This is a genomic window from Carboxylicivirga sediminis (assembly GCF_018156225.1).
Taxonomy (GTDB): Bacteria; Bacteroidota; Bacteroidia; order Bacteroidales; family Marinilabiliaceae; genus Carboxylicivirga; species Carboxylicivirga sediminis.
In genome coordinates this window covers 15,209-31,400 of the sequence record NZ_JAGTAR010000022.1, presented here as the reverse complement: position 1 = coordinate 31,400, position 16,192 = coordinate 15,209, and the positions used below count along the sequence as shown (strand labels likewise).

Annotated in this window: 16 protein-coding genes; all 16 read left to right on the top strand. The window is 35.8% G+C overall.

The window, feature by feature from the left end; translation table 11 throughout:
- Position 1: 1 nt before the first annotated feature.
- The gene (locus KDU71_RS14205; RefSeq protein ID WP_212191754.1) at positions 2-2,125 is read left to right on the top strand and encodes an efflux RND transporter periplasmic adaptor subunit; all 2,124 of its coding nucleotides are present in this window, start codon (positions 2-4) and stop codon (positions 2,123-2,125) included.
- 49 nt (positions 2,126-2,174) lie between these two features.
- The gene (locus KDU71_RS14200) at positions 2,175-2,978 is read left to right on the top strand and encodes an AlbA family DNA-binding domain-containing protein (protein ID WP_212191753.1); all 804 of its coding nucleotides are present in this window, start codon (positions 2,175-2,177) and stop codon (positions 2,976-2,978) included.
- A gap of 11 nt (positions 2,979-2,989) precedes the next feature.
- Positions 2,990-3,514 (top strand): hypothetical protein, encoded by a 525-nt coding sequence (locus KDU71_RS14195; RefSeq protein WP_212191752.1) that lies wholly within the window; start codon positions 2,990-2,992, stop codon positions 3,512-3,514.
- Between the two features lie 39 nt (positions 3,515-3,553).
- On the top strand, positions 3,554-4,072 hold the full coding sequence (locus KDU71_RS14190) for a hypothetical protein (RefSeq protein WP_212191751.1): 519 nt from the start codon (positions 3,554-3,556) through the stop codon (positions 4,070-4,072).
- 39 nt (positions 4,073-4,111) lie between these two features.
- The gene (locus KDU71_RS14185; protein WP_212191750.1) at positions 4,112-4,507 is read left to right on the top strand and encodes a DUF302 domain-containing protein; all 396 of its coding nucleotides are present in this window, start codon (positions 4,112-4,114) and stop codon (positions 4,505-4,507) included.
- A gap of 388 nt (positions 4,508-4,895) precedes the next feature.
- Positions 4,896-5,357: a hypothetical protein gene (locus KDU71_RS14180; protein WP_212191749.1), complete on the top strand. Its 462-nt coding sequence runs from the start codon at positions 4,896-4,898 to the stop codon at positions 5,355-5,357.
- A gap of 2 nt (positions 5,358-5,359) precedes the next feature.
- Positions 5,360-5,794 carry a heavy-metal-associated domain-containing protein gene (locus KDU71_RS14175; RefSeq protein ID WP_212191748.1) on the top strand — a complete coding sequence of 145 codons (435 nt, stop codon included), beginning with the start codon at positions 5,360-5,362 and terminating at the stop codon, positions 5,792-5,794.
- Between the two features lie 2 nt (positions 5,795-5,796).
- A complete protein-coding gene (locus KDU71_RS14170) occupies positions 5,797-6,219 on the top strand; it encodes a heavy-metal-associated domain-containing protein (protein ID WP_212191747.1) in 423 nt (140 codons plus the stop codon).
- Positions 6,220-6,250: 31 nt separating this feature from the next.
- On the top strand, positions 6,251-6,622 hold the full coding sequence (locus tag KDU71_RS14165; protein WP_212191746.1) for a heavy-metal-associated domain-containing protein: 372 nt from the start codon (positions 6,251-6,253) through the stop codon (positions 6,620-6,622).
- A 10-nt stretch (positions 6,623-6,632) separates the two neighbouring features.
- Positions 6,633-7,655 (top strand): PP2C family protein-serine/threonine phosphatase, encoded by a 1,023-nt coding sequence (locus tag KDU71_RS14160; protein WP_212191745.1) that lies wholly within the window; start codon positions 6,633-6,635, stop codon positions 7,653-7,655.
- Between the two features lie 178 nt (positions 7,656-7,833).
- Positions 7,834-8,376 (top strand): RNA polymerase sigma factor, encoded by a 543-nt coding sequence (locus tag KDU71_RS14155; protein WP_212191744.1) that lies wholly within the window; start codon positions 7,834-7,836, stop codon positions 8,374-8,376.
- Between the two features lie 46 nt (positions 8,377-8,422).
- Complete coding sequence (locus KDU71_RS14150) at positions 8,423-9,256, top strand: FecR family protein (protein WP_212191743.1); 834 nt, start codon at positions 8,423-8,425, stop codon at positions 9,254-9,256.
- 107 nt (positions 9,257-9,363) lie between these two features.
- Positions 9,364-11,796 carry a TonB-dependent receptor gene (locus tag KDU71_RS14145; protein WP_212191742.1) on the top strand — a complete coding sequence of 811 codons (2,433 nt, stop codon included), beginning with the start codon at positions 9,364-9,366 and terminating at the stop codon, positions 11,794-11,796.
- Positions 11,797-11,942: 146 nt separating this feature from the next.
- A complete protein-coding gene (locus tag KDU71_RS14140; protein ID WP_212191741.1) occupies positions 11,943-12,512 on the top strand; it encodes a hypothetical protein in 570 nt (189 codons plus the stop codon).
- 265 nt (positions 12,513-12,777) lie between these two features.
- Positions 12,778-13,245: a DUF302 domain-containing protein gene (locus KDU71_RS14135; RefSeq protein WP_212191740.1), complete on the top strand. Its 468-nt coding sequence runs from the start codon at positions 12,778-12,780 to the stop codon at positions 13,243-13,245.
- Positions 13,246-13,568: 323 nt separating this feature from the next.
- Positions 13,569-16,124: a hypothetical protein gene (locus tag KDU71_RS14130; protein WP_212191739.1), complete on the top strand. Its 2,556-nt coding sequence runs from the start codon at positions 13,569-13,571 to the stop codon at positions 16,122-16,124.
- The last annotated feature ends 68 nt before the right edge of the window (positions 16,125-16,192 follow it).

The window sequence follows — 16,192 nt, the reverse complement described above, 5'->3', positions numbered from 1 at the left end:
AATGAAAAAAATATTTCAAAATATAAAAAGCAATTACAAATTAGTCCTTGGCGTATTGATCGTTGGACTGGCTATTGGATGGATAATTGCGCCATCCGGTAATACAAATGGTGCCGGAGATGAACATGCAGGCCATAATCACGAAGAAGAAGCCACCACCTGGACATGTTCAATGCACCCTCAAATAAAGCAGGATAAGCCCGGTTTATGCCCAATTTGTGCCATGGATTTAATTCCATTGTCATCGATGGGGGGAGGTGAAAATGCCGACCCCAATGAAATAGTAATGAGTGAATCAGCAGCCAAACTGGCAGAGATCCAAACATCTGTAGTTGCTCTTGGAGAGCCCGAGAAGTCAATCTATATGCAGGGAAAATTGCATGTGGATGAACGACGGATTGCCGAACTGACCGCGCGTTTTGGAGGACGCATCGAAGAGCTGTTTGTCAATTTTACCGGACAGGAAGTTCGTAAAGGGCAAAAATTAGCAACTATTTACTCGCCTAATTTAGTTAGTGCCCAACGCGAGTTAATTGAAGCTTCAGAATTTAAAGAGGATAATCCTTCCTTATATCAGGCAGCAAGAGCTAAGCTAAAAGCATGGGACTTATCCGAAAGACAAATAAATAAAATTGAAGCCTCCGGAGAACCGGAAGTCAACTTTAACGTTCTGTCGCCAATAACAGGAACCGTTACTATGCGACACGTAGCGTTAGGCGACTATGTGAAAGAAGGAACTACCTTATTTAAAGTGGCTGATTTAACCAAGTTGTGGGCTTTATTTGATGCTTATGAAACAGATTTGCCCTGGATAAAAATTGGTGACAAGATGAATTTTACCTTACAGGCTTTACCCGGTGAGGAATTCAAAACCAAGGTGACCTATGTTGATCCAATAATTGATGCCAAAACAAGAGTGGCTAAAGTACGGGCTGAAATCAACAATAAGGAACTTCGCTTAAAACCTGAAATGTTTACAAACGGTGTACTGACATCTAAAATAGCCAATGGGCAAAAGGCTGTTATTATTCCTAAGTCAGCGGTACTATGGACCGGTAAAAGAGCCGTGGTCTACACCAAAGTTCAGGAGCGTGAATCGCCAACATTCTTATACCGTGAGATTATTCTGGGCCCGGAAGCAGGTGCTTTCTATGTGGTGAAGGAAGGATTGGAGCCGGGAGAGGAAATAGCCACCAATGGCGTCTTTAAGATTGATGCAGCTGCCCAGTTAGTTGGATTGCCAAGCATGATGAATGCACCTGATTCAAAGAACCTTAAAAAGGAAACATTTATTGTTGCAGGAAATTGCGAAATGTGTCAATCGCGTATTGAGAAAGCCGCCAAGTCGGTCTATGGTGTCAGTTCAGCCAGCTGGGATGTGGATTCAAAAATGTTAAGTGTCCAGTTCGACCCTGAAAAAGTAAAGCTACACGATGTGCATAAAGCCATTGCCAATGCCGGCCATGATACAGAAATGCATAAAGCTGATGATAATGTCTATAATGAATTGCCCGGATGTTGCTTGTATGAGCGATTAGGTGAGATGCCAAAAACATCTTCCGATGCTACTATTGCTCATGGTATGATTCAAGTAGCCGGTAATTGTGATATGTGTAAAGAGCGAATTGAAACAGCCGCTTTATCAGTGTCAGGTGTAACTAGTGCTAATTGGGATGCCGATAAACAACAATTGCACTTTAATCATCAGTTAGATAAAATGAGCACTGACAAAATACAAAAGGCTATTGCTAAGGTTGGTCATGATACGGAAAAGTACAAGGCCGATGATGCTGTTTATAATGAATTACCAGGTTGTTGCCAATATACCCGCCTGGAGAAGGTAACAAACAGCGAACAGAGGCAGCACACCATGTTTACAGTTGGTGGAAATTGTGGCATGTGCAAAGACCGTATTGAGGCGACAGCAATGCTGGTTGATGGTGTGGCAAAAGCTCATTGGGATAAAGAAACTAAAATGATACATATTGACTTTTCAGCTCCTGCTACAGATGACGCTATTCAAAAGGCAATAGCTAAAGCCGGTCACGATACCGATAAATACAAGGCTGATGATGAAGATTATAATGCTTTACACAGCTGCTGTCAGTATGAGCGATTAAAGTAATTAAAAACCCCATCCGGGCATTAGTCCGGATGGTTTAATACATAGTGTTATGCAAATTGCTAGTTTATTGAAGAGTAGCAGGCATTCCACATTGTTAATCCATTCTGCTATAGGACTGCTAATTGGATATTTTGTTCTACATCCAATTAGTATGACAATTTATTGGTATGAGATGAACCAGGAGCCATTTACATGGATTAAGCTTGGGACGGTCATCGTGACAAGTTTTGCACACTCATTCAGTGGTCATATGATGCCAATGGCTTTTGCTTTTGCAGTGCTTGGATTAATAGTTGGTTATGTATCAGGAGAATATTACAGTTCAATTAGAAAAAAAGAAGTAAAGATATATAGCAAACGAATGCTGCTAAACCAAAGCATTCCAACAATGATATCAAATGGTGAAAATGAATTTGTTGAATTTATTCCATCGCTACGATATGACTATCGACAAGTTAAAACGATTAAAAATATAGAATTTGAGGTGTTAAAATCGATTGCTGGCTCTCTTAATGCGAAAGGAGGAACAATAATATTAGGAGTAAGTAAAGATGGTCAGGTTTTAGGTTTAGCCAATGATTACTGGACCTTGAAGAAGAAAGACAAGGATGGATATCACAAAAAGTTGATGACTTTAATAGCAAATACGTTTGGAAAAAACATTTGTACTAACATTCATGTTGCTTTTCATTCAATTGGAGATAAAGAGATTTGTACTGTTCTAATAGAACCCTCTAAACAGCCTGTTTATCTTTTAGAGAATAATACAACCGTATTCTTTTTAAGAACAGGGAACTTGACATCAACCCTCTCCACAAGCGAGACGGTGGAGTATTTAAATTCAAGACTTTAAAATATAGAGTTATGAAACTATCAATAATTGTTTTAGTACTGATTCAAATGCTAATGATTGAATCATACGGTCAATTGAAATATGAAGGAACGATTGACTCTGATTACAAAACAGTGACATTGGAAGATGGAAATGTGAAGTATGTAATCTATAATAAAAGGGAGCAAACAGTTAATCTTCACAATGTAGATAAAACGCTATGGAAATCAATAAACCTTCCATTACCTCGTCACCATTTTCTGGATGAGATTAAGCATATCTCCATGCACACTCTAAATAAAGATGATTTATTGGAAATCATTTACTCATGCACTGTTCTAACATCACATGATGATATTGACACACCCGAGGATGAGTTTAGAAAGATTGACTTCACCATTAATGTCATCAATGAGCAAGGTGCTGTATTGCTAAAAGTACCTAACAGCAATGATATCAGATTTATAAATACAGAAAATAACAAAAAGTTATTGATATATCGACATTCTTCTGAACGAATCGGTCATGGGGATGAAACACTCGTTTACTCATTTTAATAACCAGGTGAGATATTAACAAATAAAAATCAAGGAAAAATGAAACAATCTAAATTATTAGTAATGGCTCTTATTACATTCGCGTTTTTCGCATGTGACAAGAGTGACGAATTGGAAATTGATAACCTTACTGGTACCTACATAGGTAGCTTAACTAACCCAAACTTAAAATCTGCTTTGGATGAGGGGCATGGTAGTGATGATGCTACTGCTGATGTTAAGCATATGGGTGATGGACAAATCCAGGTTCATTGTTACAGTACTGATTTTGATACAACAATTGTACTTGACTACTATCATAACAATGATAGCGTTATGGTTTGTTTGACAGGTGATGATTTCACTAATATGTATGGTCATATGAAAGGTGAAGGACACATGAGTGGCGGTATGATGGGTGATATGCACGATGATGAAACTGAATGGATGCATCATATGGATGATGAACACCAGAACGGAGATGAACATTTCGGAGGATTCCATCCAGAATCTCAATCATTTGAATACACCTTCCTTATGCCGGAAGGGAAAATAAAGTTTAAAGGACAAAAGCACTAAATAAAGTTCACCTGGTTTTTAAAATTAAATTGAAATAAGATGAAGTACTATAATTATATCACAGTAGAAAAAAGCTTTGATGAAACTGTTAATGATGTAAAAGAGGCATTGAAAAACGAAGGTTTCGGTATATTATCGGAGATAAACATGCAGGAAAAGTTCAAAGAGAAACTAGATGTTGATTTTCGAAAATATTTGATATTAGGAGCTTGTAATCCTTCATATGCTCACAAAGCTGTAAATGTTGAAGATAAAATCGGTCTTATGCTACCTTGTAATGTGGTGGTTCAAGAGAAAGAGAAGGATTTCGTTGAAGTTTCAGTCATAGAGCCAGTTGTATCTATGTCTGGGATCAAAAATAAAGATCTTTTATTGATAGCAGGAGAATTAAATAAGAAATTAATGATGAGTTTACTAGCCGTCAAACTAAAATAGTGGAGTATGTATTCTGTTCATTCTTTAATAAAACTCTCAGCTGCTATCGTTCTTGCAAGCTCTATGCTATTTGCCATTTTGGCGTTCACTATAAGAACCATTGGAGGTAAGATAAAAGAGGTGTTTAAATGGAACCTTTACTTGGGTACATTACTTCTCTTGGCTTCATTTATCAGTAACCTTTACTGTGTTCATTGGTCAGAACTAGAGTTAGAATTGATGAATGGAAAAGCAGATGTGCTATTAACTGTTTTATTTCTAGGACTTTCATTACTGTTCTTATTCAGGAATAGTAAGATGTCTTCAAAAGAGGTAATAATAGGTGTGCTACTACTGCTATCGGGTACCATTATGTATTTCTCTAATTGCATATTTTAAGTATGGACATATGAGAAGAAATAAATCACACATTAAAAAACAAAGACATGTGCTCTGGTCAAAAAAGGAGAAACGACTTTTATTTATTTCCGGGATAACATGCTTGCTTATCATTTCTCTAGGCTATTACTCAAGTATTAAGCGTTCTATTAAATATGAGAATGCTTACAAAGCATATGAAGGTATGGAAGTTCCTGATAGTGTTGTTTGTATGATTAGTAACCTTGTGAAACCGATTGCAATGAGCTCAATAACTGTACAGAATGATGTTTACTGGGGTTGTTGTGACAAATGCCTTAACCGATTGAATTATAACATTGGAAATGTGCAGTTTGCTACTGATCCATATTCTGGAAAAAGGCTGAAGAAATCAGAAGCTATTATTCACATTAATCCCTCTGATAAGCGAACTGTATTGTATTTCGAATCAGAAGAATCCTATGATAATTTTTTAGTACATATAAATAACTAGTTATGAAAATAAAAATCCTTGTATTTGCCATGCTAATTAATACTGGTTTAACAATGGCATCGGAAATGTTTTATACATCTAATGTTTATGGTAACTGTGGTATGTGTGAAGACCGCATTGAAAATACTATAAAAGAATTAAAAGGAGTGAAAAATGCCGAATGGAATCAAAAAAATAAAGTATTGACATTTTCATTCGATAACGAGCAGACGGATATTTATAAAATTCATAAGGCTATAGCCAAAGCAGGCCATGATACTGATATATATAAGGCTAGAGATAATAGCTATGCTAAGCTAAACGCATGTTGTCAATATGAACGACCTAGAAAATCAGGACCAAGAATTCAAACTTATCCAGATGATAGGCGGGTTGTTTTGAATTTCGAAACAGATGAATCTTATAATAATTTTTTAAAACAACAAATAAACAATTAGTTATGAAAACAAAAATTTTAGTATTTACTATGCTGCTTAGCGTTGGTCTGACAATGGCAGCAGAAAAAAATGAAACATTTAAAGTTTATGGTAATTGTGGTATGTGTGAAGACCGCATTGAAAATGCAGCCAAAGAAGTGAAAGGTATTAAGTCTGCAGATTGGAATCAAAAAGACAAAATGATGACCGTGTCTTTTGATGATGCACAAACAGATATCCATAAAATCCATATGGCTATTGCTAAAGCCGGACATGATACTGATATGCATAAAGCTGATGATGATGTTTACGCCAAATTGCATGGTTGCTGTCAGTATGAGCGAGCGAAGAGCGAAAAAACAGGAGGTCATAACCATGGTGAAGGACACTCAGGTTGCACTAGGCCACAGAGTACTAAAAAGAGCGGAGGCTGTTGTGAAAAATAAAGATTAAAGTATAAGTAAAAAAGATGAAATTATGAAAGCAAAGGTATTTTTATTAGTCGCGTTGATATCGACGCTTGGTACACTTAATGCATTGGCTCATAATGAGACAAAGAGCTTTAAAGTTTACGGAAACTGCGGTATGTGCGAAAAGCGAATAGAAAAAGCGGCACAATCAATTGATGGTGTTGTATCGGCAGATTGGGATAAAAAAACAAAGCAAATAAAAGTTGTTTATAATCCTCATACAGCTGATATTAAACAAGTACATAAGGCTATTGCAAAAGCTGGGCATGATACAGAAATGATTAGAGCTAAAGATGAAACCTATAACAAATTACCGGGTTGTTGTCAATATGACAGAGCTCCTGTTAAAAAAGTAGACCATAGTGGTCACAATCATTAACTGAATTAGAATGGAAAAGCTAGGTAAAAACATACTTATCGATTTGTCTGCAGGTGGTATGATTGGTTTTTCCATTCTTCATCCTGTTTCTATGCTGATACAGCATGGAGTAAACGTGCTTCAACACCCTATAGGGCATTACTTTTTTAGTTCGATGTCCTTATATTTTACACTGTTAGGGTGTTTTTTGGGTATACTTAGTGGCGTCTTCAGGATTAAGCTTCAAAATCAGAATGTGCGATTGAAGGAGCAGCAGAAAATTATCAATGAACAAAATCAGAGTTTTGAAGCGAGTATTACATATGCCAGGCATATACAAGATTCGATGTTTACTAAGGAACAAGAAATAAAACAATACCTACCGGAATGCTTTATACTTCACAAACCTAAAGATATTATAGGCGGAGATTTATATTGGTTTAGAAAAATTAAGGGAAAGTACTTTTTTGCAGCAATTGATTGTACCGGACATGGTGTTCCGGGAGCAGTTTTAAGTATGATTGCCAATGATTTGCTAAATGAAATTGTGACGGAATTCAAAATTTATTCACCCGATTTAGTATTAAACAAACTTCATTTATTATTCAGACAAACACTTCATCAGGATAAAAATGGTAACATGGATGGACTGGATATTGCTTTGTGTTGTTTTGATAAAAAAGCAAGAAGAATTGAATACGCAGGGGCAAAGAATCCTTTGATTTATATACAAAACAAACAGATTCAAATTATTAAAGGTGACAGGATTTCCATTGGAGGTTATAATGGGTTCAATAGCCCTGGTTTTACTAAGCACATTCTCACCGTTAATGAACCATCCATGTTTTATATTTTTACGGATGGTTTTCAAGATCAATTTGGATATGACGATAAGGGAAAATTCAAATCACATAGATTCCGGAAGCTTTTATTAAAAATTCATGAGTTACCTTATATAAGACAAAAGCTGGAACTCGATCGTACCTTTGAATCCTGGAGGAGTACTGAACCCCAAACAGATGATGTATTGGTTATCGGGTTTAAAGTAGGATAAGGTATTTAGTATTGTTTAATTATCTAATTCCAGGTTTGATATGTTCTGTATACCAAAATAATTTATTGATTTTAAAAAATAATAAATTCATGGTAGGGTAAAACTGCCATATTACGGTATAAGGAATAAACAGAAACAAACATGGAAGTTTATATTCACATTATTAAAGTTTAGTGTTTTGACTGAAAGTGAATTTGAAACATTTTTTCATGATAATTTTGAAAGTATCCGTAGATACTTGTTTTATCGTTCAAATGATAAAGAGTTATCAACAGATATTGCCCAAGAGTCAATGTTAAGAATCTGGGAAAGAAACGTAAAGCTTGAAGGTAAAAGAACCGTAGGTTTTGCTTATAAGATTGCTAATGATTTGCTTGTGGATAGGTTCAGAGAAAATAACGCCCAAATGAATTATATAAATAACATCAGTTTCGATTTTAATGGGCAAAATCCCGAAAAAGAGCTGCAATTTAAGGAGTTAAAGGCTGATTTTGAAAAGAAACTTGCTGATATGACAGATAGTCAACGCGTTGTTTTTCTGATGAGCCGTATGGATGGGTTAAAAAACAGAGAAATAGCTGAAAAGCTAAACATTAGCATAAAGGCTGTAGAAAAGAGAATGTCTGGAGCTCTTGTAATTATTAAAGAATTTGGAAAGACAATATATTCTATAATGATATCAGTTCTAGTATATAGTCTAAAATTTTTATCAGTTATTTAAAGTTGAAACAATGGATTCGGATACGTTCAATACAAGCGATAATAATATGGAAAATAAAGAATCAGAATTGATTTCCATGTTGCATATAGCCTGGAAAAAATCAGAAGATGAGGTTTGGCTTGAGACCCAAAAAAAATTGCAAAAAAGAAAGATTGTGAGGCTTAATATGCCTAACTTTTATGTAAAATGGGTAGCTGCTGCAAGTATTGTTGTTATTTTCTCTGTTTCTATTCTAATTGGCACACATACTAAGACTGTTTCAACCTTAGCTATGCAACACAAAATCATTGAGTTACCCGATGGTTCAAAAATGACGCTTAATGCACAGAGTAATGCAACTTACAAGCCTTATTTGTGGATGATAAACAGACAGGTAAAACTCAATGGTGAGGCGTTTTTTGAAGTACAGAAAGGTGAAAAATTTAAAGTACTCTCAGATTTAGGGTCAACTGAAGTATTAGGAACAAGCTTTAATATTTATTCACGAGAAAACAGCTACGAAGTAACCTGTATAACTGGCAAGGTTAAAGTAAAGGCTCATGAAACAAATGATGAAATATTATTGCAACCCAGTCAAAAAGCAATTTTGAAAAGTACTGGAAAGCTTAATGTTTTGAATCAGGTAAAAAATAAAAATAGTACTGCCTGGATGGAAGGGAAACTGATATTTACATCAGTGCCTTTGTCTAAGGTTTTTGATGAAATTGAAAGGCAATTTAATGTAAAAATTATTTTTCGGAATCACTCAGATCTGGATTACACAGGTGCTATGAAATTAACTGATGATATTGAAGAAATATTAACATATATCTGTCAACCATTTGACGTTGATTGGATTAGATCTAAAAACAATACATATACAATTATCAGAAAGGATTAATGAGAGAAAATGGCCACTCCTGGCATTAGAAAAACAAAGTAAAAATTGAAATTCTGAAAAAAAATATTCTTGCAATAATTATACTGGTTGCGACATATAGTACAGTAATGTCGCAGCAGATCATTGTGCAAGCTCAAAATGAGCCTTTAAATCTTGTATTAATCCAGATACGAGATGATTATAATTTTAATCTTTCGTTTAACGATACGGAGCTTTCTAAATATAGTGTTACAATTGATGAAGAGTTTAATTCTATAGAAGAAGCTTTTAATTCTTTATTAGCTTCCACACCGGTAATGTGGAAAAAAACAACTAAGGGTTACATATTCATAACCAAGGATGAAGAATTTGTGCTCAAAAAGGAATACTTGCTATCTGGTACCATAATTGATAACACTAACAATGAAAGCTTACCATACAGTCATGTCAACATTAACTCAATAAATTTACTCACCGGTGAGTATGGTAAGTTTAACTTTAAATCATCCACCGATAGCATCTTCAGTATAAGAATATCATATGTGGGGTATCATATAGCAGATACAGTTCTGAAAGCCGGTTTAAACCACCGGATTAGATTAATGCCAAAGGATATTGAGATTAACGAGGTGGTGGTATCAGCATATTCAAAGATTTTCTATGATGAATCAGGGAATAAGGCCGGACTATTGCGAATCAATCATAAATCAGCACTTTCCATTCCGGGTAGCGGCGATAACTCGGTCTTCTCCGTATTGCGTTTACAGCCTGGTATATTAGCATCCGGGGAGCAGTCGAACAATCTGGTTATTTGGGGAAGTTATTCAGGTCAAAGTTCTGTTTTATTTGATGGCATAACTCTTTTTGGACTTAAAAGCTATAGCGATAACATTAGTGCAGTAAACCCATATTTAGCCAAGGATATAAGGATTCACAAAGGCGCTTTCGACGCAAGTCAAGGTGAACGAGTCGGAGGCATTGTTGATATTACTGGATACGATGGCAGTAAATCTCAATTCTCAGCAAAATTAAACCTGAATAATTCAACAGTAAATTTAGTTGCAGAAGTTCCCTTAAGTCAAAAAATATCAGTTATTGCTGCTTATCGTCAAACATATTACAACCTATACTTAGATAGTGATCTAAAGCTAAAAGAACCTTCAACGGGCATGCAGATGAATAATGGGGTGCCGGTTAATCCCAATTATCTATTTAGAGATGGGAATTTTAAAATATCCGGTATTACAGAAAATGGTGATTCTTATTTTGTAAGCAGCTATCTGGGTCAAGACAAATTTTCTTACTCGGTTGATCAAAACCACATGAATAGTATAATATCTCAAAATGTTGATGAATATTATTCCCAATCTGGAATTAGTGGCTCTTACAATAAAAATTGGCATGGAAAAGGAAGTTCAAAAATTGGAATTGCGTACTCCTTTTTAGACACAAAACTTACCGACAAGCAAAGTAGTTCAACTTTTTTAATGCATGGTAATAATCATAGTAGAAACAATACATTGAATAACTATGTGGGTGAGTTCAAACTCACATTAAAAAACAGATTACTATTACTTGGAAAACATGAATTAGAATTTGGTGGTGGAATTTCAAGAAATTCGGCTTCTACATTACTAAGCACCAGCAATTCAATACAGAACACTTTGAGCGGCGAAAAATATGCCGATATTCTCACCGTATTTGCACAAAACAAATTCTCCTTTGGCAAAAAGCTTGAAATCACGCCGGGTTTTCGAATTAACTATTTTTCAAATCAACATAAAGCTTATAATCAACCTAGATTAAATGCAGGTTTTTATCCTAACGATAAGTGGAAAATAAATATTTCATGGGGGATATATAATCAATTTGTTCATAGAAATTCAATTATTGATGAGAATAATAATTTCAGCAATATATGGATGATAAGTAATAACCATAGCATTCCGGTGTTATCGTCAAAGCATGCTGCACTTGGAGCAGGTTATATTAAAGATGGTTTTAGTGTTAATATTGAAGCTTTCAACAAAGAAACAGATAACCTGACAAGGATTTTGAGAAAGAACACGAGCCTAACAGTATATACAGGAAAAGCAAAAGCAAAAGGCTTAGATTTTAAAATTAAGCAAGAATACAAAGGCAATTCTTTCTGGGTAGCTTATACTCTGTCACAAGTCAGGGAGTGGTTTCCATACTTTTCCACAAATGAGTTTCAGGATGCTCCACACCATCAGGAGCATGAACTAAAGTTTTCAGGAATTCTGAATCTTCACCCTTTTATTTTATCGGCAAATTATGTTTACGGTTCTGGTTTTATGCAAAATGAAAATCGAAACAGCAAGCCATTTCCTTATAAGCGAGCTGATATTATGGCTAAATATAAGTTCACCCCTGGAAAACTTCATGTTCAATGCGGAATATCGATACTAAACATATTCAATTACAGTAATGTAAGGATTACTGATGTTACCCAAATACCAACTGACAACATGAGTTCTGTTAATGTCTACTATAATGCAGTACCCTTCTCTCCATTTGTTTTTATTAATATAACAATCTAATGTTATTGTTGTAGTATTTCTTTGTATTTCAATTGAGTATAAAGTTTTTGATTTTTTTTAGAAAATTGAGGTAGGGTAAAATTGCCCTTTTACGGTACACATACAAAACAAATAAATGAGTAATTGATAATTTAAAGTAAGAAAAAATGAAAAAAGTGAAATTTGCAATAAGCTTGATAACTTTAGTATCTTTTGTTGTGTCATGTGAAATGTCAGACATAAATCCTGAAACAACTGGTGCTTCTATTGAAGGAACCTATGTAGGTACATTAACAAATGTAAATTCTTTAAAAGGCACAACGCTTAGTAATAATGAGGGTCACGATGCTGTAGCCGAAGTCAAAGATATGGGCAATGGTGAAATTCAGGTTCATTGCTATGGAGAAGAAATGGATACCACATTTATGCTTAATTACTATGAGAATCATGACAGCGTTATGGTGTGTATGAATGGTGAGGCTTTTGAAGAAATGTATGGGCATGAAATGGGATGTGGCACAAACGAAAGTGAAATGATGGGTTCTGGTTCTGGTGGCGGAATGATGGGTTCTGGTGGCGGAATGATGAATGGTAATGCCAACTGGACAGATCATATGAATAATGAACACTCAGAAGGAGATGAGCATTTTGGCGGCTTTGATATGAACACTAATTCGTTTGAATATATTATAAGGAAAGAGGATATTACATATCGCTTTAATGGCTTTAGAAAGTAATTCTATAGTTATGAGCATAAAAAATGAGTCATACATTATTAAAACCTCTAAGACTTTAAATGCAATCAGCAAATAAAAATTAAAAGAAATCTGCAAAGCAATAAAAATAGTTCTGGGATTATAAGTCTCTGTTTGGATGAACAAAGCATTTTTCTTGAATATGGTAGCCAACAAATTTCCAAGTCTTCAATACTTGAGCTTTTAAGAAGGATTAATTTTCCTTTGGTTGATTCATTAAAGTTGTATTTTTAAAAAGATTGATGTAATGAAGTATTTTATTAAAATAAGCGCAATTGTTATATTATTTGTTTTGACTATTTCTTGTGAACGATATGACAAGAAAAAGAACTATTTTATTAACAAAATAACTAGAGGGAATTTTGAAGAGGTTACAAAGCAGGTTACTAGGTTACTTGAGGAGAGTGGATTCAGTGTGGTTACAGAGCTTGATTTACATACGAGAATAATGAATAACCAAGATGATGTTGTTATGAAACCTTATAGAATTTTGGGAACATGTAATGCATCAATAGCTTATCAGAACATCCTAGAGGAAGAGAATATTGGGGTTTTTATCCCATGCAAAGTGCTTATAAAGGAAATAGATTTCAATACTATTGAGGTGGTTTTTATTAATCCCAATGCATTTATGGAGGAATTTAATAATGATCAATTGGCTACCTCTGCCAAAGATGTAACTGATATATTTAAATCAGTTTTGGAAGTGTTGTGATTCAAAATTGATATTAATTAAGTTCATAAGGCGATAGCATAGGCCGGGCATGATACTGAAATGCATAAAGCAAAAGATGAAACGTACAACTCATTACCCGGATGCTGCAAATATGATAGAGCCGCTAAAAAGAAAGAAGACCATAGCGGTCACCATCATTAAAATGATTTGATACAAATAAAAAACTCCCGACTGATTTAGTTCAACCGGGAGTTTTTTTATGCTCATTTTCTGACAAGTTCCATTAAATACTTACAATCTCCTACAGGTACAATTAATCTCCAACACCCCCACCATAAGCCTACTATATGTTTGTTTCCATTATGGAAGCAAGCACAAAGAAAATACTAGGCACATTAGCAGCAGTTGCAGCCGTTGGTGGAGGTTTCTACCTCATTAAAAAGGGCAAAAAGCTTCTAGCCGGGGCAAAAATGAACTTTGCCCTTTTGGGATTCCGCATCCACAAGATGAACTTACAGGAAGTTCAATTTGCTGTAAAGCTTCGCTGCTACAATCCCACAAAAGCACCCATCACATTAGCCGTTAACCAGGTAGTGGCAAACTATAAAGGTTCGGCAATTGCTTATTCTACCCCCGACATCAAAGGTCTTACTGTTGGAGCAGGTTCTACACAAGAGCCTGAAATCCTGTTTCAAGTGCCATACCTGAACCTTGTAGGAAAAGGTTTATCCACAGCATTGCTTCAAAACACCGCACAGCTTAAAGCAGACATGAGCTTTACCCTTTCGCTAAGCATTAATGGCGAAACCATTACTACCACGCAAAATTTAACAGACGAAAGCCATACCGCTAGGTTGGGTTCGCTGAATACCATTGAAAATAATACCACAATGAGGCAAAATATGAACGGATTAGCATTGGGCGAATTAGGCATCGTGTCTGGCCCACGTAATACACAGGACGGTCGTAAGTTCAACCACCTGATAAAAAAAGCATCCGGAACAGATGTATTTGTAAAGAACGGCAATGTCCTGGAAACCGTTGAAAGTTGTATTGAAATTATAGCCGAACACTTCCGTGAAGTAGAGGAACTAGCCTCCATGTTGCAAGGTGATAACATGAAAGCATCCTGTAAGAACATCTTTGATTTTTCATACAAGTATCTCCAATATCATAAAGACGAAGACGGTACAGAGCAGCTTCGTACTCCCGCACGTTCATGGTTGGACGGACAAATGAGGTTTAAACAAAAAGGCATAAAATCAGCAGGGATTGACTGTGATGATTACAGCATTTTTGTAGGTTCTCTTTTAAAGAACCTTGGTATTCCGTTCAAGCTCCGCATTACCAAGTATGACGGTAAAAAGAACTTTCAGCATATCTATGTTATTGTTCCTGCTTTGGGTGATTCGGAAGATGAGATAGTCATTGACCCGGTACTATCAAAATTCGATTATCAGAAGCCATACAGCTTTGAGCAATCCAACTTTGATATGTCACCTGTTCAGATGGCTGGACTTAAAGGCATTGATGGTTTAACAGGTTCAAGTTCTTTAGGCTTACCAATTTCAATTCTATCAGGTATTGATTTGGCTGGAGGTCATCAAGCAAAAGCCGACCATGAAGAACTTATCGCTATAGTATCTGGCGTTGACTTTGACGATGCCATTAACGGATTGGGTGATGCAGACGATGCCACTTACCGCTATTTAGTCCGCACCCGAAATTTCCTTTTAAAGAATAAGGAGAACAAGGATAAAATGGCGCATATCCAAAACCCTGACCAATTTATTTCCATGTTGGACCAGGCTATCAAATTTTGGAATACACCACAGCGAGATAAAGTACTGGCGAAACTGGAAAGTATTGAAGCCAGACTTGCACAAAAAGGACTGATAAAGTACGATATAGATGCCATTGAAGGATTAGCAGAATTAGATGATTTAGATGAATCCATAGATGGATTAAACGGAGACAGAGGTTTAGGTGGATTTTTTAAATCACTAAAGCGAATCGGCAGAAAGATTGGTAAGGGCATTAAGAAGGCTGCTAAAAAAGTTGGCAAAGTCGCCAAGAAAGTAGCTAAAGCCATCGTTCGTTTTAATCCACTTTCCATTGCTATCCGTAATGGCTTATTGGCAGCTTTGCGATTGAATATGTTCGGCATTGCCAAGAAACTTCAATACGCTTATCTACCTGACCAATTGGCATCCAAATACAACATCGATGCTAAAAAACTAAAGGACTTAAAGAAACGCCACAGACGTGTACGTAAGCTATTTAAAGGATTGCAAGGCAGGGAAAAGAACCTGAGAAAAGCAATCTTAAAAGGAGCAAAACAAAAGAGCCGAGACTTCTCATTGAAGGGCGTAGATGGTTTATTGGCTGATTTGCAAGGATTGGAAGCCATCGGAGAACTTGGCGAATTAGGACAAATGGGTGCAGTGGCTACCGCAGCATCGGTAGGTGCAGCTACAGGTGTATTGGCAAAAATTAAAAGTTGGCTAAAACCTGTAAAAAACATCTTCACAAAAATCAAGAGCAAGTTTTCTAAGGCTAAAAAAGTCAAAAATACGGTATCACAGTATGTGCCATCAAATTCAGATACTCAGGTTCAGGAAGCAAGTCATTATGTAGCTCCGCAGACCAGCAGTTATACCCCCCAACCAATAATGAAGTCGGGCAACTACAGCCCTCAAACTACATCGCTGGCTCCAATGATTACACAAACAGTTGCTCCAACAAAAAAAGGCATGAGTAAGGGAGCAAAAATAGGTATCGGTATTGGCGTAGTGGCATTGATTGGTACAGGTGCATACTTCGCATTTCGCAAGAAAGATGATGACAAACCGAAGCAAAACACACAGTCAAAGAAATCCTTCTCAAAAAAGGCATTAGGAAGCATTGAGCTTCAATAATCAATAGATAAACAATTATTAAAAATTAAGAACATGGCAGTTAAGAAAACAACGTCAAGCCCCAGGAG